We start from the raw sequence: 21,811 nt of genomic DNA, 5'->3' as shown, positions 1-21,811 counted from the left end.
TTATTAATTAAGAGACCAATTCCCTATGCTATTAATGACCAATTTCCGTTTATGATAATTAATCAAGGTATGTCGATGACCAACACTAATCATTGCTGTTTTCTTAAGATGGGTTTGTACTAGTTTATATAATTCAGCCTCTGTAGATTCGTCAATCGCTGAAGTTGCCTCATCAAGAAATAACCAATTGGGTTCTTGGAGGATTGCCCTGACAAATGCTATTTTTTGTTGTTCACCCAAAGAAAGAATATGCGACCAATCCTCGGTATCATCCAATTTATTGACAAAGTCATCTAACTTACACAATTTCATCACTCTACGAATATTCTCATCCGTTGTAAAATCTGCTTTATAGGGATATAGTACAGATTCCCGTAAGGTACCAAGGGGCAAATAGGATTTTTGTGGTAAAAACAACAAACTTTCTCCTTCTGGAAGAGTGATACTCCCTTGTCCAAAAGGCCAAATACCAGCTAGAGTCCGCATAAGAGTACTTTTTCCACAACCAGATGGTCCCATAATTAATAATGAATCTCCCGGATTAATTGTTAAATTCAAATTGTCTAGTAGCTGTTGACCATTAGGCAGAGCCATTTCTAATTGTAATACAGCAACGGATGTTTCAGGACGATAAGTGACTCTAATGGATTCTTGATTTGAAATGTTCTGAGCAGCCTTCATACTGTTTCTAAAACCGACCAAACGATTAATGACAGCCTGCCATTCAGCGAACAAAGAGTAACTATCTACAAAAAAAGACAATGCATCTTGTACACGGCCAAAAGCTGATGAAGTCTGAATCAAACCACCCAAAGGAATTTGATTGCTAAAATAACGTGGTGCCGCAACTAAAAGTGGAAAAATAATGGCAATTTGTGAATATCCAGATGTAAACCATGTCAACTTCTTTTGCCTTAACATGAGTTCTTTAAAATTATGAACCACCATATGAAAGCGTGTCAATAAATGAACTTGTTCTTGTTGTTCACCACCATAAAGAGCAACACTTTCACTATTTTCCCGTAGGCGCATAAGACTAAAACGAAAATCTGCTTCATAACGTTGTTGTGTAAAATTAAGCCCAACAAGAGGTTGTCCAATTTTAGTAGTCAACCACGTACCAATAGCAGAATATAAAATGGCAACCCAAACCATATAACCTGGAATGGATATTTCATGATCCCCAAATGGCAGCGACAAAGCACCAGAAAGATTCCATAATATAACTACAAAAGAGCATAGAGTAACAGTAGCCTTTAAAAGACCAAGAGAAAGACGTAAGGATAAGTTTACAAATAACTTCAAATCTTCACTAATTCGCTGATCAGGATTATCAGCACTATGATTTAGTAGTTGCATTTGATAATAAGATCGTTTATGCAACCAATTTTGCAAATACTCCTTCGTAAGCCAACGGCGCCATTTAATTTCAAGTAATTGCTGCATATACAGCTCATAAACAGCTACAATAATATAAAAAGTAGCGAGTATGGAAAAAGTCCCAAGGGCACTTACAAAACCATCTTTGTCATAATTTTGTAACGTATTATAAAATGTATTATTCCATTCATTGAGCAAAACTAATATGTAAACATGGCTTAAATTCAAACTTACAATGACACCAAGAAGCAGTCTTGCTCGCCATTTTTCTTCTGAATTCCAATAACCTTTGGCAATCTGCCATAACCCTTCAATAAACTCACGGTTCACTATTTTCATCATTACGTCCTTTCCTTAATCCTTTATCATTATTTTCTTTAATCTCTTTCATTTTCTATACAGATTGTAAAAATCCTTTTACGAATATGGAAAATTGCCCCTTAGGAAATATCCTAAGAGGCAATTCTTTATAACATACTCTTCAAAAAAGCTTGAGTACGCGTCTGCGTTGGCTGAGTAAAAATTTGTTCTGGCGGCCCCTCTTCAACGATATCGCCATTATCCATAAAAATAACACGCTGGGCTACTTCACGAGCAAAGGCCATCTCATGAGTGACGACAATCATTGTCATATGTTCTTGAGCAAGTTGACGCATGGCTTTTAGCACTTCTCCTGTTAATTCAGGATCAAGAGCTGACGTGGGCTCATCAAATAACATAATATCAGGCTTCATAGCTAGAGCACGGGCAATAGCAACCCGTTGCTGCTGTCCTCCAGATAATCTTGATGGATAACTATTCCTTTTCTCAAATAAACCAACTTTGCGAAGTAACTCTTCCGCTTCAGGAATAATAACGTCCTTCTTAATCCCTTTGACCATGATGGGTGCTTCAATAATGTTATCAATCACTGTCATATGAGGGAATAGATTAAATTGTTGAAATACCATCCCCATCTTACAACAAATTTCCCGCGCTTTGTTTTCATGAACATATTGACTTCGTCCATCTGCCCCTTCACTCGCTAAGACTTCATCTTCAATATAGATGGTTCCTCGATCAATGGTCTCAAGGCGATTTAAGCAGCGCAGCAAGGTACTTTTACCTGAACCTGAAGGACCGATGATGGCTACCACTTCACCTTGAGCTACTTCAAGGCTAATACCTTTTAGTACTTCAAGGTGATTAAAGCTTTTGTGGATATTTTTTAAACGTATCATATTCATAAACATTCACTCCTACTCATCATATGCCGCATAACGTTGTTCAAGTTTGTTAAACATCCATGTCAGCACCAGTGTCATCCCTAAATAAAAAACAGCAGCAATGAAAAAAGGTGTCATATCAAATTCTCGTTGTACAATAGTACGTGCCGTTCTGAGTAAATCATTCATTGCTAAAACATAGATGAGTGATGTATCTTTTACTAATGTAATCGTTTCATTACTGATCGGCGGCAAGACTCGCTTGATCATCTGAGGAAGGATGATTCGTCGCATTGTCTGTACATAGGTCATACCCAAAACCTTACTTGCTTCATATTGTCCTCGTTCAATGGACTGAATTCCACCACGGAAAATTTCTGCAAAATAAGCTGCATAATTACAAACAAAAGCAACAATGGCTGCTGAAGAATCTGATAAAGTAATACCAATATAAGGGATTAAGGGCAGTGCATAATATACGAATAAGAGCTGAAGCATAAGAGGCGTTCCGCGCATAAGCCATATATATGTTTCAACTAAAAAACTTAAAGGTTTATATTTTGACATACGCGCCAAAGCCAGCAACAAGCCTAATGGTAATGAAAGTAGCAACGTAATAAAAAACATTTGTAGAGTTACATTAGCCCCCTCTAACATGGGAGCAAGCATTGGGATTATTTTCTCCATTGATTTTCACCTCTTTTTTTGCCTTCGGGCATAAAGTCAATTTTATCATACTAATCTAGGAAATTGAGAGGCTGATGGCAAATCACCATCAGCCTCTATCTACTACTTAATTATATCTGCGCCAAACCATTGTTTGGAAATTTTACCTGATGTTCCATCTTTTTTCATTTCATCAAGAGCCTTTTGCACTTTATCACGAAGTTCTTTATCATCTTTACGGAAACCTATCCCTAATATACCAACCTCACCAACAACTTTATCCAATACGATAAAAGTATCTGGATTTTTGGATATATAATAACGGCCAAAAATTTCATCTGTTATCACTGCATCAACACGACCTGTTTTAAGATCCATAAATGCTGCAATACAATCCCCATATTTTCTAACTTCTTTAAAAGAAGCTTTCATCTCTGCATTTGCTTCAATGATTTCATCGGCCGTACTCGCACTTTGAAGACCAATGATTTTTCCTTTTAGATCATCAAGACTTTTAATTGTGGATCCTTTAGGAAGGAAAATTAATTGTTTACCATCCATATAAGGTTCGCTAAACAGCATATTTTCTTTGCGCTTTTCCGTAATATTCATTCCGTTCCATAAGGCATCAATTCGTTTACCATTAAGCTCAGCTTCTTTACTGCCCCAATCAATCGGTTTAAACTCAACTTCCATCCCTAATCTTTTACTAGCTTCCCGAGCCATATCAATGTCAAAACCAACAATGTTATTCTTTTCATCACGAAAACCCATTGGTGGGAAACTATCATCTAGCCCTATCACGATTTTTTTCTGTACAGGTGCTTTTGTAGCACTGCTACCACAGCCTGTTAGAACCATACCAACCATCATAAGTAACAATACTAATGAAACGATTCTCTTCATATGTAAATCCTCCACTCAAATATAGTTTAAACTCGCAAATACTATTATACTTTAGTACACTAAAATTTAAAAGCATTAAATTAGTACATTTATACGACTTTAAATTATATTTCTTAAGATTTCTCTGTTAAACTCACTTATTTGCGTTATTTCATTTATCCAATAAACAAGTTGTCCTTACAGAGTGTATCATTCTTTGCACGATGAATGATAAGAAGATAAAGTGTTATATTTTCTGATTACGTAAAAAGATGGCCTGAAATCTCTTATTGCAAGAGACTGCAGACCATCGTTCATGATCGATTATTCTGCCGGCAATGATCGATGGGCCAAACCAATGGCAACTTCATTGAGATTGAGTACACCCACCCCAAAATAAATGGCAACACAAAGATGTTCACCATAACGCGCCAGCCCGATTTTTCCACCAACATTAAGCCCAACGGCTTTCGGTGTAATTTGCTCTAATGCCGCATGAGTAGCACCTGCCACCGCTCCTTCGCCAATATGATTAGCGCTGACTAATCCTTGACGCTGAGCAGCCACAACAGCTCTTTCAATAATTTTTTTCACAGAAATGATATATTCACCACCAAAGTCGACTGCCGTAGCGTAAATACCGCGAGCACTTAATTTTTTACGAATATCCTGCTCTTCCTGTCGATCCTCACTAATCGCCATAGACAAGGCAGCCCTGCCTACATCAACACTCGTAAACTCCACTTTGCATAGCCTCCTGTTTATCAACAACTGTAATCTTTTCTTTATCAACAATGGCAACAACAAAGAAGGTGATTAAACATACAATCCATTCCATATAAATTGGATGAGCAAAAATCTGAACCCCAGGGAATACCTGCCATACCAACAAGGCCACCATACCAGCAAGTGTGGTATAAAAAGCTGAATTACGTCGACAAAGAGTAGGTGCAAACATAGTAAATAAAAATACTAAGGTAAAAGCAGTCGTTAGACTTAGACCAATTAGCATCGTCTTAACAATCCCTGCAGCATTAAAAGCAAGCCATAAAGTCCCAATCCCTAGACCTAGAACGGCATAACGATTGACAAGAGTATATCGTTTATCACTCATCGTTGGATTAATAAACCTTTTATAGATATCCTGGGAAAATAAAGTTCCTGCCCCCAGCAAAATATGACAAGCCGTCGAAACATCTGCTGCCCAAAGTGCAGCTAACGTTAATCCCGATATAACCGGATCGAGTCCCATAATCATTTGAGGAAGAGCCATGGTCGCCTTCATTGTCGGATGTGCAGCCCGGGCAGCAACCCCCATAATGGCACACAAAAAACCAATCGGCAGCATTAAGAGCGCACCCCATAGGAAACCTTTACGTGCTGTTTTAGCATCAATGGCGGCACAAGCAACCTGTACTGGCCCTTGGGCCGTAATAGCCTGAGTCATCATCACAACAATCCAACCGATAATCGTAGCGAGCCCCAGTCCACCAACAGGTCCAAACCAATCGACTGTAGGCGGCAAAGAAGCTGCGATAGCACTGATACCACCTTGATCATTGACAATGGTAACTGTACTAATCAAAACTCCAATATAAATTAAACTGACACTCAAAATATTTGACAAACCTGAAGACCATAAGCCTCCAAGAATCGTAGTACCAATAAACACAATCGCACTTGTCACCATTCCCCCTTGAAAAGAGAAGATCTCTGGCAACAAGGATGATAATATGGCTCCACCTGCCAGATACTGAAGAGATGTAATAACCAATTGAATGGTGATCATACCGATTACAGCAATGGCCCGCCCTTTGCGGTCGTAGTAACGTTCAAATAATTCTGGTATCGTCGTGCAATTCATTTCACGATATTTACCAGCTGCTACCATTGCCATTAAAACGGCTCCAGCAGCCCAGGCCACATTATACCATCCTGCCGCAATACCCGATTGAAAAGCATTTTCGGCAACTCCAATCGTAGCCGCTGCTCCAATGGCCGTACCTGCAATATTAGCTGCTACTAAGGTAGTGCTCAACTTACGTCCTGCAAATAAAAAACCGCTACTGCTTTCCGTACGACGTTTTACATAAATACTAATTCCAAATAAAACACAAATGTACAAAATAATAATCCAAAATTGAATACTCATTTTTCCTTCCTACCTTTCTACACTTTCTCCATGGCAAAATTAATAAAAGCACCCCCGAATCTAGGAGTGCTCACTTTACTCAAATTGCCATCCTACCATAAGACCTAGGATTCTACTACAATGCTACACATCAATAGTACCAGAGATGGCGGGAATATGTCAAACTTTAAGGATACTTTTAGATCAAATATAATGATGATTGACGTTAAAGCAACTATAGGATGCCATCTTACGTACCGCTAATAATGACCGTCCAATATGTTCGCCTTCTTGTGGATCACCACCATCTAACTCACATAAAAATTCAACACTTGTTAACAAATCATTTTTATAGATTTTGTAATTAGGAACAGGGTTTTCTTGCTCAACTTTATCAATCTGACTAAGGATTGTAAGAATTGTCCCATGTAGTGATAACCTTTCCTCACGCTGACTATGTTTAAGACTACGAATTATTCCCTCAATTTGCTCTAACCCATCTTTTATAGGCATATATTACCCTCACTCTCTGAAATTTATTTTATGATTCGTCTTTTTCTTATCGAGTATAAATATCTCTTCTTCAATAGGAGGAGATTATATGATTAAGCAGAAAATAGTCTTTAGTGATACTAATTGTCGAAAGTTGAGTGACTCAAATGCGTTTTTTATTTAAATTTACACTTTTACTTAGTATATTGATTATTATTAGTAGCACAATTCAGTTTGTTGCCTTTGACCGTTTTTTTCGTTCAACAACAGATTCTTTGTTATTAACGATTAATGAAAAAGCTGCAGATAATTTAGGTCTCTCTCTCTCTGCCTATGTTAAAAATATCGAACATTTAGTAAAAAAAATTGCAAATGATCCTAGCCTTAGAGCAAATCAAGAGATTCTTGATAAAACAAATGCAATCATTCCTGAAATTAACGCTATCTTCATACTTGATTTAGAAGGAAATATTCTGCTCGGTAGCGGAGCTGAGATCAATTCTTCAATGAATTTATCACAAAGGGAATATTTTCAGCACGCCATACAAGGCGAAACTTATATCAGTGATGTCTTTATAAGCACCCGCGGTCGTCAAGTTGTCGCTATCGCAACCCCCATTATAGAAAATAATGAAGTTTCAGGGGTGGTTGTTGGAAGCGTCTGGTTACATGAAAATAATCTATCATCCTTGTTTGGTGATCAATCTTTTGGACGTGACGGCTTCATACAAATTAGCGATAGACATGGAACCATCGTTTATCATCCTGACAAAAATCAGATTGGACAGAAAGATGAAACCGCTGATTCTTCTGACGATTTGATGGGCGCATTTATCATGAAAAATTTTTTAGGGCATGAATATTATGTTGGTTATCGAAATGTTCACGAATTGAACTGGCTTCTTTCTATACATACTCCAGCTTCTGCAATCACAGAATTTCGTAGCATGATGCTTTATCAAATCTTAATCATTACAATTTTGACAGTTATTTTAGTGATTATGATTGGCGCATCGGCTGTACAACGCTCTACAAGACCTCTTGACAGCGTTATTAAAGCATTCAGTTCAATAAAAGATGGAAAGTACAAAAAAATTCCTTTACATCGTTATACCGCTGAATTCCATGAAATGATTCAGGTATATAATGATACCATCCATCAACTTGAAGAAGTTCATCTTACATTAAAAGGAGCCGCCGACATTGATGGATTGACTGGAGCGTATAACCGCAGAGCTTTTGACAACATCTTAGAACTGCTGAATAAAGAAATCCAAACTTACACATTGCACTCTCTAGGATTAATGCTATTAGATCTTGATAATTTTAAACAATTAAATGATACGCAGGGGCATTTAATAGGAGATGACGTCTTAAAAGAATTTACTCAAATTGCAATATCTGTAGTAGGAAGTCGATCTGTATTTCGATTTGGCGGAGACGAATTTTCAATTATTTTACGCAATGTTTCTCCTGAAAATATGATAACCTTTGCCGAAGAAATACGCCGAAAATCCGAAAAAAGATTACGAGGTTGCACGGTTAGTATTGGCATTGTAAACTATCCTGAAAATGCTGATTCCATCGATGAACTACTCGTGTTGGTTGATAAAGCCCTTTATATAAGTAAAGAAACTAAAAATAAAGTCACAGAGCATCAAGGAAACATCTAAGAAATTCACGATTATTTTAAGTAATTTCGTAACACATTCATCATATTAGATAATTCTTCCTGCACTTCTTCTAGTGAAGATTCTTCGCCAGTTAGTAAATATTGAAGATAATCTTGCATTTCATCAATTTTATCGATGAATTCATCATCTTCAACATCAATAGCACTCTTCATACTCTCCAGTGCGTCAATTGCTTCATCGATCATTTCATCATCTAGTGGAGAGCTATTTGCTAACTGATTAAGAATGTCAATAACTGCTTGGATATTTAAAACTTCCATTATTCGATCACCTCATTATAAATTTTAGAAAAAACTTGATTATGTTTATTATAGATCTAATTTTATTGTAACATATCCTCTTCATTCGTCAAATTTATAGGTATACTCTTAGAATAATATCATTTTTTCTTGCAGACAGATTTTATCCTTCTAAATCCAGCAGCCCTTTCTTCATTGCATATCGCACCAGTTCTGGCCTTGTTTTCAGCTGTAATTTTTCCATAATTTTAGATTTATAAGACTCAACGGTCTTAACTGAAAGGCATAGTTTCTCGGCAATCTCTTTGTTTCCATAACCCATGGCTACTAATCGTAAGGTTTGTTGCTCTCTTTCTGTTAATAAAGCAAGAGATTCAAATTCAGCACTCTTATTTTTGCGACGCAAAAAATCACCGATCAAAGACTTCGTTGCGGAAGGATATAAATAGGGTTCACCCTGATTTACAGTACGGATAGCTTTAATTAAATCAAAATCAGGGGCATTTTTTAAAATATACCCAGTGGCACCCACTTTTAAGGCTTGAAACAAATATTCTTCATCATCATGCATCGTTAAAATCAGTACATTAATTTGTGGCGCTAGTTCCTGTAAACGAGCCGTTGCCACCAAGCCATTTTCGCCAGGAGGCATCCGCAAATCCATGACCACGACCTCGGGAAGCAGTTTCACAGCCAGTTCTACTGCTTCCCGCCCATCTGCGGCCACACCTACGACTTCCATATCTTGTTGTGAATTGATCAACATCGCAAGTCCTGAGCGAACCACAGCATGATCATCAGCAATGAGAATAGTAATCATGTGTTATCCACCTCATCCTCTAACGGAATGCAGACCTTGATCTTTGTACCATGACCAGGGACAGAATGAATAAGCAAGGTACCACGAATGAGGGTTGCTCTTTCCCTCATTCCATACAGCCCGAGTCCAGTCCCTTTTATTTCAATGTTTTGCAAATCAAAACCACGCCCTTGATCTGCTACAACCAAATGTAACTGTTGATTCTGCTCATAAAACTCTACTGATAACTGATCAATATTTGCATATTTAGCGGCATTAATCATGGCCTCTTGGCAAATGCGATAGAGAGTAGTTTCAATTTTGGACGAATAGCGGCGCTCTTCGCCAGTAGCGCGAAGTACTGTTACAATACCATAAGTCTGCTCAAACTGTTTGATAAAAGAACGAAGTGCCGGTAATATTCCCCAATCATCAAGTGAACAAGGTCTCAGTTCAACTGCAATATGACGAACTTCGTTTAAGGCTTGAGTTGCCATTTCTTTCACAAGGATAAAGTGCTCACGAAGGTCATCGCTTAAAGGAAGTTGTTCAATCATATTAAGTCCAACAATCATGCTGTAAATCGTTTGCCCTACCCCGTCATGCAGCTCTCTTGATACTCGCTTTCGTTCTTCTTCTTGCGCCTGCAGAATGTAGCTTGTCATTACTTTTTGAAAGCTATGATACTCTTGTTTTTCTCCCTCTGACAGGTCTTGAAAAATCACTTCTGATAAAGAAGTCAGTGTCTTTTCTCTCATCCTGATATTCTCCTATTATCCTCATTCTCTACTTCATCTTTTAAGGATTTAGCAAAATTGCTACTTTTTCTGCTACTTGTTTAGTGAAAGTAAGGACTTCTTCCTCAATGATACAACCACTGCGGTAACCAATGAGTACTACGCCTTTGACTCGGTCCTGAATAATAACAGGGACTCCTAAGGCTGACTTTAATTCTTCCGCATATAAAATCGGATATTCTCGCGGATCATCATGTTGTTTTGGTTCGTAATTTTCTAATATCATGAGCCTTCCTGACAGTAATACTTTGCCAGCAATGCCTTTACCAGGGCGTAGTACAATACGTCGAAAACGTTCATTACGATTACCTGCCGCATATTTCCAGCGAATGATTGCTTCATTTGGCTCTTGACAAGCAAAAGCCGAAAAATCAGCACCCGTTTGCAGCCGTAGCTCTTCTAGGCATTGATTGATTACCGATTGCATTTTATCCATAAAATTTCTCCCTAACGATCTAAATTTATCCGATGACCAAGTCCCTATCAGACTCCTATTTTTTAATAAGAGTTAAAAGCGGCTAAGTCTCTAAACAAGGGTGACTAAGATTCAATTGGAATGAAAATTCCACCTGAATGTTAGTCTTCTTTATTTTCAATTTAGCATAGGTGCTGCTCTAAAGTAAAGAAAAAGGAATGATAGAAAGAAGGACAATCTCGAAATAAATCAGAAATTGTCCCTCCATTAATTAATGAATTGATTTACCTTTTACCTTACGGCTAACATAGTGAATATAGGGTCTATTGATATACTCAATAGGCATACTCCAAACATGGACTAGACGTGTGAAAGGCCATACTGCAAAAATAGCAAACCCCATCAACACATGCATTTTGAAGAATAGCGGCACACTATGCATAAAATGAGCATCAGGCTGCAAGAATAATAACCCTCTAAACCAAGGTGCAATGGTCGCCCGATAATCAAAACCAGTAGAACCAAACACATTAGTTGCCGTACTTGCTAGCCCGAGTATGACTTCTGCCAAGACTAAAACCACAACGACAAAATCAGCCAAACTACTTGCCGCATATACCCGATCATTACCAAAACGTCTCAGGGTCAAAATCAAGATACCTGCTAAGGTGAGTAATCCTGCTGGTCCCCCGCCATAAACGGCAGCCATGTGATACATATGTTCCGTAACCCCAATGGCCTCAAACCAAGCTTTTGGAATCAAAAGCCCAGATACATGACCACCAACAACAGCCAAAATACCCCCATGAAATAATAGGCTCCCCCATTGTAAGCTCTTTTTTTCTAAAAGTTCACTGGATCTGGCTGTCCAACCTAACTGATCTGTATTGTAGCGATAAATGTGTCCCACGATAAAAATAGTGAGCGCTACATAAGGGTAAATGACCCATAAAAATTGTTCGCCAAAATTCATGATACACCTCCAGTAGCAGGTATTTGTGAACACCTCATAGATGTCGTGGATACTAAACAAGCTTCAAGTAGTCCAGCATAAGGACTGGCAATGTTTTTTAGCTGTTCCCATAGCTTTTCCATACCAGGCCCCACTATACTTAAGACTTCTTTACTTGAGTCCAAATCTGCCACGGATAAAAATTCAAGGACCATAGGCAGATAATCTGGCAGTTCATTAGAATCCACATCAAGCTGAGCTTGGTGATAAATACTTTTCAGATTTGCGAGCACTAGACCCCGCTTTCGATCATCGGGGCAAAGCAGAGAAGTAAGATCTAGGTTACTATTCTCGCTAAAATCAAAGGTCATGACATATTGTTCTGCTAACTGTTCTAAAGACCGCTCTTTTATAGAGTCTAAAAAAACCTGTACATGATCTCGAATAAGCAAATACTTAGATTCATTCACAAGTTGGCGTAACTCGTCAATATCAAGCCAAGGATGGGCAGGATAGGCAAATAGGGAAGATAATAATGTGAAGTTTTTTTTATCAAGAGGTACCACAATCATCACCTCCATCACCACAAGACGAAGGTCTCTGAGGAAGACAATAACCACAGTTACCTTGCTCTTTATACACATTTACATACTGTTCCTGATGGGATGTAGGAATGACAAAACGATCCTCATATTTGGCAATGGCGAGCAGACGATACATCGCCTTCACCGATGTTTCTGTAAGGCCCGCATCCTTTAACTCCTTTTGGTCAATCGCTTTATTAATTTGCAAGGAACGCATATAAGAACGCATGGTTAGTAACTTGCCGAGAGCCGATTTGACAGCTTTCGTATCTCCCGCCGTTAAGATATTTGCCAAATACTCCATAGGAATACGCATATCTTCAAGGAGCGGGAATAGATTTTGGCTAACACCTTGCCCTTTGGCAACGCTGACAATGGGGCTAAGTGGGGGAATATACCAGACCATCGGCATGGTGCGAAATTCAGGATGAAGGGGGAGCGCCACACCATAACGCACGACTAAGTCATAGATGGGTGATCTTTTTGCATAATCTAGCCAATCTTCACTAATACCATCTTGACGTGCTTTAGCAATTACTTCTGGATCTGTCGGATCTAAAAATACATTAAGTTGAGCTTGATATAACTCCTTCTCATTGACTGTTGATGCCGCCTCTTTCACTTTATCAGCATCATACAGTACGACCCCAATATACCGAACTCGTCCGGAACAAGTTTCCGAGCAAACAGTAGGCTGACCAGCTTCAATCCGCGGAAAGCAGAAAATACATTTCTCCGCTTTATGAGTCTGCCAGTTGAAATATATTTTTTTGTAGGGACAACCAGTCATGCACATCCGCCAACTGCGGCAGGCCTCTTGGTCAACCAGCACAATGCCGTCATCTTCCCGCTTATAGATAGCACCAGAGGGACAGGATGCGACGCAGCCAGGATTGAGACAGTGTTCACAAATTCGTGGCAAATAGGCCATAAAAGTTTTTTCAAACTCAAATTTGACTTTATCCTGCATACTGATAACATTAGGATCTTTTTTCCCTGTAATATGCGCTCCTGCCAAATCATCTTCCCAGTTTGGCCCCCACTTTAAGTCCATATTTTTTCCAGTAATCACTGATCTCGGGCGAGCTACAGGTTGATGTTTTTTGGTAGGGCTATTGAGTAAGGTTTCATAATTATAGGTCCATGGTTCATAATAATCATCAATGACAGGCATATCAGGATTGTGAAATAACTTAGCGAGCAACTTTGCCAAGCGGCCACCGTTTTTCAATTCTAACTTACCATTTTTTAATTCCCAGCCACCCTTATATTTTTCCTGATTCTCCCACTCAATGGGATAACCTACACCGGGCTTGGTTTCTACATTGTTAAACCACATATACTCAGCACCTTCACGATTGGTCCAAGTATTTTTACAGGTCACACTGCAAGTATGACAGCCAATGCACTTATCTAAATTTATGACCATGGCGATTTGTGCTTTAATCTTCAAGCCAGGACACCTCCTTCAACTTGCGAACAGCTACGTAAATATCTCGCTGATTACCAATCGGACCATAATAGTTAAACCCGTAGCTAAGTTGGGCATAACCGCCGATACATTGGGTGGGTTTAACATGTACCCGCGTAGGGCTGTTATGCGTACCACCGCGCTTACCCGTAATTTTGGAACCAGGTACATTAATATGTCGATCTTGGGCATGATACATATAGAGAGTGCCCCGTGGCATACGATGACTTACTACGATGCGAGCTGCTACGACACCATTACGATTATAAACTTCTACCCAATCATTATCTTTCAGATCTGCTTGCAGTGCATCCTGATGGTTAACCCATACATGAGGCCCGCCGCGGAATAAAGTGAGCATATGCAGATTATCTTGATAGGTACTGTGTATATTCCATTTACCATGAGGAGTCAGATAGCGAAGAATCACTTCTTTACCTTCCGCTGGCGGATTATGTTCTTTGCCAGCGAACAAAACAGGCGACAATGTAGGTTTATAAACTGGCATAGCCTCACCAAACTCAATCATGATTTCATGATCAATATAGAAATGTTGGCGACCTGTCAAGGTACGGAAAGGCATCCGATGATCGATACTTGTCGTAAAAGGCGAATATCGCTTATCCCCCTGATTAGAACCAGTAAAGACTGGTGTTGGAATCACCTGGCGAGGTTGTGCTGTAATATCATTAAAAGTAAATTTTTCTCCAGCCCGTCCAGCACTGATTTGTTTAAGCTTCATACCTGTTTTCTTTTCTGCATCTTCCCAGGCTTTCATCGCTAACTTTCCATTGGTCGCGCTGGATAAGGTCAACATAGCTTCTGCCGCTTGACGAGCCGTTGCTATTTGGGGACGTCCTTGGGCTATACCAGGTTCTTCAATTTTCCCATTTATCTTTTTCAATTCCTCATATTGCTCTTTTACGGAAAAAGCAATACCATGGGCACCCACGGGATTCTTTTCTAACAATGGCCCAAGGGAAGTAAATTTTGTATAAATTTCTTTATAATCTCGTTCCACGATGACCATATTGGGCATTGTCTTGCCTGGGATTGGCTCTACTTCTCCTTTTCGCCAATCCAGCACCTTACCAAAAGGCTGAGCCATTTCGCCAGGTGAATCATGCATCAGAGGTACTGCTACAATATCTTTTTGTACTTCAGGCAAATATGTCTTAGCCATATCTGAAAATGTTTCTGCTAGGCCTTTAAAAATATCCCAATCTGATCGTGCTTCCCATGGCGGATTAATCGCTGGATTAAAAGGATGAACAAAAGGATGCATATCTGTACTACTGATATCGGTTTTTTCATACCAAGTCGCCGCTGGTAATACAATGTCGGAATACAAAGCCGTACCCGCCATACGAAAATCCAAATCAACGAGTAGATCTAATTTACCTTCTGGGGGATTGTCACTCCACTGGACTTCCGTAGGTCTCATCTCCTCATTGGGCTCTGACAGAAGACCATGAGATGCTCCTAATAGATATTTAAGAAAATATTCATGTCCCTTACCCGAACTAGAAATAAGATTGGAACGCCACACGAACAAGCCGCGGGGATGATTCTTAGAGTGATTAGGATCTTCTACAGCAAAAGTCATTTTCTTATCTTTCAGCTTTTTGGCCACATGAGCAATCACTTGTTCCGAGCTTTCAGCACCACTCTCAGCAGCCTCTGCACTTAACTGTAGGGAATTTTCGTTAAATTGAGGATAAGAAGGCATCCAACCAAGGCGAGCAGCGAGTACGTTGTAGTCTGCAGGGTGACGATACCGACTTTTCGAAGCAGTTGGAGATTTTAGGGTATCCATACCGTGAGTTTCATATTTCCACTGATTGGTAGCAAAATAAAAGAAAGAAGTTGCATTTTGGAGACGTGGTGGCATAGACCAGTCACGAGCAAAAGCCACTGTCCCCCACCCTTCAATAGGACGACACTTTTCTTGTCCCACATAATGAGCCCAGCCACCGCCATTAACCCCCTGACAACCTGTTAAGATGACTAAGTTCAAGATGGCGCGGTAAATGGTATCTCCATTAAACCAATGATTAATCCCTGCTCCCATTATAATCATAGAGCGTCCTTTGGTATCAGCAGCGTTTTGAGCAAATTCTCGGGCAATTTGAATGACGAGTTCGGCTTTTACATTGGTATGTTTCTCTTGCCAACCTGGTGTATAGGTCTGTTCATCTTCATAGCTTATGGGATAATCGCCAGGCAACTTACGTACAACTCCATATTGAGCGAGCATGAGATCAAAAACCGTTGTCACGCGTAGTAGCTTGCCATTTTTCATAATCATTTTAACAGGGATTCCCCGTTTAACAATACCAGTACTATCCTCGGCAAACTCAGGAAGGCTGATACAAAGCTGCTCATCCTCCTCACCAAGAAGCGTCAATAGTGGAGTCAGTGCTTCACCAGCCTCATTCTCCATTTTGAGATTCCATTTTCCCGTACCATCCCAGCGTTGACCAATGGTGCCATTGGGAATGGCTGGACCTTGTTTACCACTATCCCACAACACTGGTTTCCACTCTCCATTGGCAGCTACCATTCCAAGGTCACTGGCCCTTAAAAAACGGCCGGGAGTATATCCATCATCATTTCTATCAATGAGTACTAAAAAAGGCATATCCGTAAACTCTTTCGCATAGTTCACAAAATATTCTTCTTGTTTATCTACATAAAATTCTTTTAAGATCACATGGGTCATTGCTTGGGCCAGCGCAGCATCTGATCCAGGATTGACTGGCAGCCAATTGTCAGCAAATTTCACATTCTCTGCATAGTCAGGACTCACAGCGACTACCTTGGTGCCTTTATAGCGTACTTCCGTCATAAAATGAGCATCTGGAGTTCTCGTCATAGGAATATTCGAGCCCCACATGACAATATAACCCGCGTTATACCAATCGCTACTCTCTGGTACATCCGTCTGCTCACCCCAAATTTGCGGTGAGGCTGGTGGCAAATCAGCATACCAGTCATAAAAACTAAGCATAGGAGCGCCTAGAAGAGATAAAAAACGAGATCCTGCAGCATAACTAACCATGGACATGGCTGGAATTGGTGTAAAACCAGCAATCCGATCAGGTCCATAGGTTCTAATCGTATAGAGCAGCATGGCTGACATGATTTGATTCACTTCTTGCCATTCACCGCGCACTAGACCACCTTTACCCCGCACTTCTTTATATTGTTTGCTTTTAGCAGCATCTTCGACAATAGAGCCCCAAGCTTTTACTAAATCACCATGATTATTTTTCACCGCCTCGCGCCATAAAGATAATAACTGACGGCGGATATAGGGATGTTTAATTCTCAAAGGACTATACACATACCAAGAAAAACTGGCACCTCGCGGACAACCTCTTGGCTCAAATTCCGGCATATCAGGACCTGTTGAGGGATAATCCGTCTGTTGATTTTCTGAGGTAATAATGCCATCTTTCACAAAAACCTTCCAACTACAGGACCCCGTACAATTGACGCCGTGAGTTGTACGGACGACCTTGTCATGACTGAACCGTTGACGATAGATGGCTTCAGCAGCACACTCATCGTGGGCGACCTCACTCCAGCCAGCTTGCTGCACTTCCTTAGTTTTGAAAAAATTGAGTTTTTTCCATATAGGCAGAGTTTTCTTCTCCATTGATTTCCCCCCCTTTATTTAACATGTCATCTCTGCATTTTTACGACTGTAATAATACTGAATGACAATAATACTAATAAAATAAGTCACAATACATCCATATAAAGCCATCGCTGATGAACCAGTCGCCTGCATGGACCAGCCAAAGGCTTTCGGCACAAAGAATGCACCATAAGCGGCAATGGCAGAAATAAAACCAATGGCCGGTGCTGCTTCCTTAGGATTGAAAATCTTCGAAAGCATACCAAAAGTTGAACCACTCGCTACACCAGTCGTAACAAATAAAAGTAGAGCCATCATAAAAAAACCTATAAAATTATGCTGATCCATAAAATAACGAACGCCAAAAGTCGCACCAATCATAACAACAATATCCCAGAAGGTGACGCGTGCTCCACCAAACTTATCAGCAGCCCATCCGCCTACAGAACGCGAGAGAGCACCGACTAAAGGTCCTAGAAATGCATATTGTAAGGGGTCAATACCAGGAAATTGGAATTTAATCAGGAGTGGAAATACGGCTGAATAACCAATAAAAGAACCAAAAGCAACAGTATAGATAAAGCTCATAATCCACAGATGTTTACACTTAAAAATAACAAACTGTTCCTTAATAGAGGCTTTCGCAGTCTCTAGATTGTTCATACCAAAAAAAGCAGCTATTGTCGTCAATACAATGGGGATAACCCACACAAAAGTAGCATTTTGTATCCAAATACTTTTACTAACCCCATCTTTAATTAAAACTTGAGGATCTCCTCCTATACTACCGAAAACCCCTACAGTCACAATAAAAGGCACCACAAACTGTACAACACTAACACCTAGATTACCAAGACCTCCATTGATCCCGAGGGCTGTACCTCTCTTACTCTTTGGAAAAAAGAAATTAATATTCCCCATAGAAGAAGCAAAATTTCCTCCACCGAGTCCACATAATATCGCCAATATTACCATCGTAGTATAACTTGTTGTTGTATCCTGCACCGCATAACCAATACCAATAGCTGGGATTAATAATGAAGCCGTACTGATGACTGTCCAATTTCGCCCACCAAAAATAGGCACTACAAAAGCATAAAAAATACGTAAAGTAGCACCAGATAAGCCAGGCAAAGCAGCTAAATTAAATAACTGTTCAGGAGTAAAAGTAAACCCTGCGCTATTTAAATTAACGGCCACAACCGACCATAACATCCATACGGAAAAAGATAACAATAATGCCGGGACAGAAATCCATAAATTTCGATTAGCAATTTTTTTACCCTCATTTTCCCAAAAAGTTGGATCTTCTGGATTCCATGTTTTTAATTTGTACAATGACTTTTCCCCCTCTTATACGAATACTTATTGTTAGATTTATTTTAATATTTTGTTAATAAAAAGTAATGTAGGGAACTCCCTATATGAGTAGCGGAGTTTCCCTATATTATATAAGTATTCCAACTAGTAATCGTTAAATATGGTTACATCTAACTCCTACCAATATATACAGTTTGCAACTTCAGCTTCCGGGTTTAAGATCACATCTTTTAATGCCCATGTTTTGAATACCTGATAACCAGTGCGATCAACAATGTAGCCTACATGTTCTTTGCCGCCAGGCGCATCTTTGTCAATATACTCATGAACATAGTCATAAGTATTTTTAATGATTCCGATAATACTTTCTTCATTGACCCACTTAATAAAAAGCTGAGCAATTCTCGGGTTTTTCCTGCCTGTTCTTCCCATAATAACAAGCTGATATAATGGCGTCCTACTTCTCGTCCAAGCACCCGTAGGACACTTGAGCACACATTCTCCACAACCAATGCATTTTTGATGATCTCTGATCACTTTGAAATTTTCAAACCGTAATGCGCCAACTGATTTTTTTTGACAGGTTTTCACACAAGCTTGGCACCCAATGCACCGATAAGCATCATATTGAGGCTCATTCATGCCAATGATCCCAAAATCGTGCATTCTGGCCTTAATACAGTCATTAGGACAGCCTGTAAGAGCAATTTTCACATGATAATCATTAGGGAATACTACTTTCTCAATCCGTTGAGCAAAGGCACTGGTATCAAAATTAGCAAACTGGCAAACCCGATTTCCAATACAGGCTGCAATATTTCTAGTCCCTGCTGCTGAATATCCTGCCCCAGAATCCGTCTGATTAATGTCAAGCCCTTCAATTAGATTCTGGATAACCGTATTTACCTCTGCCATTTTCTCAATCCCAATACCTGGGATCTCAAAACCTTGTCGAGTGGTGATATGAACAGTTCCATTACCAAAATTTTCTGCCACATATTGAATAGTCTCAAGATATTTTGCCTTTAGTTCTCCCCCTGGAATTCTAATTCTAACAGCTGTTTTATTTCTTTCTTTTGTGATACGAAAAGCATTCTTTTTTAAAATTTTTGTATTAATATCCATGCTCATTCTGCCCCTCCTTCGTTAGTCGATCAGACTCTTCGCTTTTACATAATTAAATACAGGTCCTTCTAAACAAATATAGGTATCATCAATTTTGCAGTGTCCACATTTACCAATACCGCAACACATTTTCCTTTCGTATGACACCCAGATATTCTCTTCCATAATCCCTCTTTTTAAGAATTCTGCCACTGTAAAGCGAATCATGATCGGAGGACCGACAACAATGACCTGGACATTCAAAGGATTTTCAATCGTAATGTCATGTACATATTTTGTAATGAGACCCACATTCCCCTGATATGATTCATCATCAGACTGATCAACGGTTAACATGACCTTAATTGTTTCTGACCATTTTTTAAAATCAGCTTTATAAAGAATATCCTTAGGGGACTTGAACCCCGCAATCAATGAAAAGGCTGTCACTTCATCAACATGTCCAGCAAAATAATCAACAACACCTTTTACTGGTGCCAAACCAGTACCACCAGCCGCCACAATGATTTCCTTACCTTTGTATAAGTTAATATCAAAACCATTACCATAAGGTCCTCGTAAGAATAACACGCCGCCTTCTTGTAACTCATGAATTGTATTGGTCACTAGACCAACTCTTCGAATGGTCAGACCGATATACCCTTCACCAATTTCACTGACAGAAATGGGTGCTTCGCCATATTTGGGAATCGATACTTCAAAAAATTGACCTGGTTTTACATCTCCCGTATATTCCATGAAAAATGTATAATCAATCTCTGTATGAGGAGTTATTTTCATAATTCGCGACTTAAAAGGCATATAAACGTTACTCATTATTTCTTTTCCTCCGTGACATGATGTAGTCGATTCACACAGTTCCCAATAGATATATATTCAGGACAAGCATCATCACATCTTCCACAACCGACACACATGTGATAACCAAAACGCTTTTTATAATCATGGAACTTATGCATGACTCTAAATCTCATACGCTCTCCTTGTTTTTTTCGAAAAGCATGACCGCCTGCCATATCACTAAAGCCATCGACCATACAGGAAGCCCATACCCGTCTTCGCTCTCCCATATTTTGATTTTCTTTATAAAAAATGTCCTGCATAGAAAAGCAACTACAGGTCGGACAGACAAAACTACATCGTCCACAGCCAATGCAGCGAGATGAATATTCTTCCCATATGTCAGTTTGTGCCATTCCTTCTGATAAATCGTCAGGAATGGATACCTTGGTTTGATTCTCTGTAATAAAACGTGGCGAAACCTCTACCACTTCTTCGTCAATTATAGCAAGTTCACTATTCTTCATGCCAACATAAACAACATCATCTTCTTGGCGTACAAAGAGGTCATATTCATCCGTAACATTGGTATTCATACTGACACAAAAACAGTTTTCGAAACTTTCTTGGCATTCAATAAGACATACTTTTACTTTTTCACGAAATACTTTATAATAAGGATCTTCACAGCCATTTTTTAGATAAATGTCATCTAATCTTTTTAGCCCGTGAATATCACAACTTCTCATAAATAATAGTACTTTTTTATCATGAACCTTTGGTTCAGTCCAGTTATCCTCACTAAAATAAAAGAGTGTTTGGGTAATAGGCGTGAGTATCTCCCTTATGGAAAAATCTGATTTTTGAGTATATTCAATCTCTTCAAAACTTTGAACTTCCTGATATCTCACAGAGTTTGTATTGGTAAATGCTCCTTTCCCTTGAAGAAGTACTGGCGCAAAAAGAATATACTCCTTTTTGAAGTCTGCTAAATATTGATTAAACTTTTTTATGGTCATTTTATAAGTTAGCATTCGTTTTTCTCCTCTCCTACAACTTAATCATCTTCCTCTCAATCAACATCAATTCCATTAAGTAATAAAAATACTTTCCTAAACAAAATATTTTTTTCACTTAATGAGATACTTGATTTCCAAAACTATGATTGAATTCATTTTAATCTTTTTCTAATTAAAAGTAATGTAGGGAACCCCCTATATCAATCGTGGGAAT

The 21,811-nt window shown here is 39.2% G+C and carries 20 protein-coding genes; 1 reads left to right on the top strand and 19 read right to left on the bottom strand.

Features of this window, described 5'->3' with window-relative positions:
* Positions 1–3 precede the first annotated feature (3 nt).
* From ACAN52_RS05700 to ACAN52_RS05670, 7 genes are all read right to left on the bottom strand, one after another.
* Positions 4–1,722 carry an ABC transporter ATP-binding protein/permease gene (locus ACAN52_RS05700; protein ID WP_378953416.1) on the bottom strand — a complete coding sequence of 573 codons (1,719 nt, stop codon included), beginning with the start codon at positions 1,720–1,722 and terminating at the stop codon, positions 4–6.
* A gap of 125 nt (positions 1,723–1,847) precedes the next feature.
* The gene (locus ACAN52_RS05695; RefSeq protein WP_378953414.1) at positions 1,848–2,606 is read right to left on the bottom strand and encodes an amino acid ABC transporter ATP-binding protein; all 759 of its coding nucleotides are present in this window, start codon (positions 2,604–2,606) and stop codon (positions 1,848–1,850) included.
* A 12-nt stretch (positions 2,607–2,618) separates the two neighbouring features.
* A complete protein-coding gene (locus tag ACAN52_RS05690) occupies positions 2,619–3,272 on the bottom strand; it encodes an amino acid ABC transporter permease (protein WP_378953412.1) in 654 nt (217 codons plus the stop codon).
* A 102-nt stretch (positions 3,273–3,374) separates the two neighbouring features.
* Positions 3,375–4,157, bottom strand: a complete 783-nt coding sequence (locus ACAN52_RS05685; RefSeq protein ID WP_378953410.1) for an amino acid ABC transporter substrate-binding protein — start codon at positions 4,155–4,157, stop codon at positions 3,375–3,377.
* Between the two features lie 303 nt (positions 4,158–4,460).
* Entirely contained in the window at positions 4,461–4,880 is a 420-nt protein-coding gene (locus tag ACAN52_RS05680; protein WP_378953408.1) for a HutP family protein, read from the bottom strand.
* Positions 4,861–6,288 carry a sodium:solute symporter family protein gene (locus ACAN52_RS05675; RefSeq protein ID WP_378953406.1) on the bottom strand — a complete coding sequence of 476 codons (1,428 nt, stop codon included), beginning with the start codon at positions 6,286–6,288 and terminating at the stop codon, positions 4,861–4,863. The genes ACAN52_RS05680 and ACAN52_RS05675 overlap by 20 nt, the downstream gene beginning before the upstream one ends.
* Positions 6,289–6,471: 183 nt before the next feature.
* Positions 6,472–6,780: a hypothetical protein gene (locus ACAN52_RS05670; RefSeq protein ID WP_378953404.1), complete on the bottom strand. Its 309-nt coding sequence runs from the start codon at positions 6,778–6,780 to the stop codon at positions 6,472–6,474.
* A 146-nt stretch (positions 6,781–6,926) separates the two neighbouring features.
* On the opposite strand from ACAN52_RS05670, the gene ACAN52_RS05665 reads away from it, so the two are divergent.
* The gene (locus ACAN52_RS05665) at positions 6,927–8,432 is read left to right on the top strand and encodes a diguanylate cyclase (RefSeq protein WP_378953402.1); all 1,506 of its coding nucleotides are present in this window, start codon (positions 6,927–6,929) and stop codon (positions 8,430–8,432) included.
* Positions 8,433–8,443: 11 nt separating this feature from the next.
* Here ACAN52_RS05665 and ACAN52_RS05660 read toward each other — a convergent pair whose 3' ends face one another.
* From ACAN52_RS05660 to asrA, 12 genes are all read right to left on the bottom strand, one after another.
* Positions 8,444–8,713: a hypothetical protein gene (locus tag ACAN52_RS05660; protein ID WP_378953400.1), complete on the bottom strand. Its 270-nt coding sequence runs from the start codon at positions 8,711–8,713 to the stop codon at positions 8,444–8,446.
* A 142-nt stretch (positions 8,714–8,855) separates the two neighbouring features.
* Complete coding sequence (locus ACAN52_RS05655; protein ID WP_378953398.1) at positions 8,856–9,512, bottom strand: response regulator; 657 nt, start codon at positions 9,510–9,512, stop codon at positions 8,856–8,858.
* Positions 9,509–10,249 carry a sensor histidine kinase gene (locus ACAN52_RS05650; protein WP_378953396.1) on the bottom strand — a complete coding sequence of 247 codons (741 nt, stop codon included), beginning with the start codon at positions 10,247–10,249 and terminating at the stop codon, positions 9,509–9,511. The genes ACAN52_RS05655 and ACAN52_RS05650 overlap by 4 nt, the downstream gene beginning before the upstream one ends.
* 40 nt (positions 10,250–10,289) lie before the next feature.
* Positions 10,290–10,724 carry a GAF domain-containing protein gene (locus tag ACAN52_RS05645; RefSeq protein WP_378953394.1) on the bottom strand — a complete coding sequence of 145 codons (435 nt, stop codon included), beginning with the start codon at positions 10,722–10,724 and terminating at the stop codon, positions 10,290–10,292.
* A gap of 250 nt (positions 10,725–10,974) precedes the next feature.
* Positions 10,975–11,676 (bottom strand): respiratory nitrate reductase subunit gamma, encoded by a 702-nt coding sequence (narI, locus tag ACAN52_RS05640; protein WP_378953392.1) that lies wholly within the window; start codon positions 11,674–11,676, stop codon positions 10,975–10,977.
* Positions 11,673–12,221, bottom strand: coding sequence for a nitrate reductase molybdenum cofactor assembly chaperone (gene narJ, locus ACAN52_RS05635; protein ID WP_378953390.1), 549 nt, complete (start codon positions 12,219–12,221; stop codon positions 11,673–11,675). Before narJ ends, narI begins: the two co-directional genes overlap by 4 nt.
* Entirely contained in the window at positions 12,208–13,692 is a 1,485-nt protein-coding gene (narH, locus tag ACAN52_RS05630) for a nitrate reductase subunit beta (RefSeq protein WP_378953388.1), read from the bottom strand. The genes narJ and narH overlap by 14 nt, the downstream gene beginning before the upstream one ends.
* Positions 13,682–17,371, bottom strand: coding sequence for a nitrate reductase subunit alpha (locus tag ACAN52_RS05625; protein ID WP_378953386.1), 3,690 nt, complete (start codon positions 17,369–17,371; stop codon positions 13,682–13,684). The genes narH and ACAN52_RS05625 overlap by 11 nt, the downstream gene beginning before the upstream one ends.
* Before the next feature lie 18 nt (positions 17,372–17,389).
* A complete protein-coding gene (locus tag ACAN52_RS05620; RefSeq protein ID WP_378953384.1) occupies positions 17,390–18,691 on the bottom strand; it encodes an MFS transporter in 1,302 nt (433 codons plus the stop codon).
* 159 nt (positions 18,692–18,850) lie between these two features.
* Positions 18,851–19,804 (bottom strand): sulfite reductase subunit C, encoded by a 954-nt coding sequence (gene asrC, locus ACAN52_RS05615; protein ID WP_378953382.1) that lies wholly within the window; start codon positions 19,802–19,804, stop codon positions 18,851–18,853.
* A gap of 15 nt (positions 19,805–19,819) precedes the next feature.
* A complete protein-coding gene (gene asrB, locus ACAN52_RS05610) occupies positions 19,820–20,614 on the bottom strand; it encodes an anaerobic sulfite reductase subunit AsrB (RefSeq protein WP_378953380.1) in 795 nt (264 codons plus the stop codon).
* A complete protein-coding gene (gene asrA / locus ACAN52_RS05605; RefSeq protein ID WP_378953378.1) occupies positions 20,614–21,612 on the bottom strand; it encodes an anaerobic sulfite reductase subunit AsrA in 999 nt (332 codons plus the stop codon). Before asrA ends, asrB begins: the two co-directional genes overlap by 1 nt.
* Between the last annotated feature and the right edge of the window lie 199 nt (positions 21,613–21,811).

This window comes from Pelosinus sp. sgz500959, from assembly GCF_042610375.1.
In the GTDB taxonomy this organism is placed as follows: Bacteria; Bacillota; Negativicutes; order DSM-13327; family DSM-13327; genus CTSoil-075.
The sequence above is the reverse complement of the archived record's forward strand: the minus strand, read 5'-3'. Positions and strand labels throughout refer to the sequence as shown.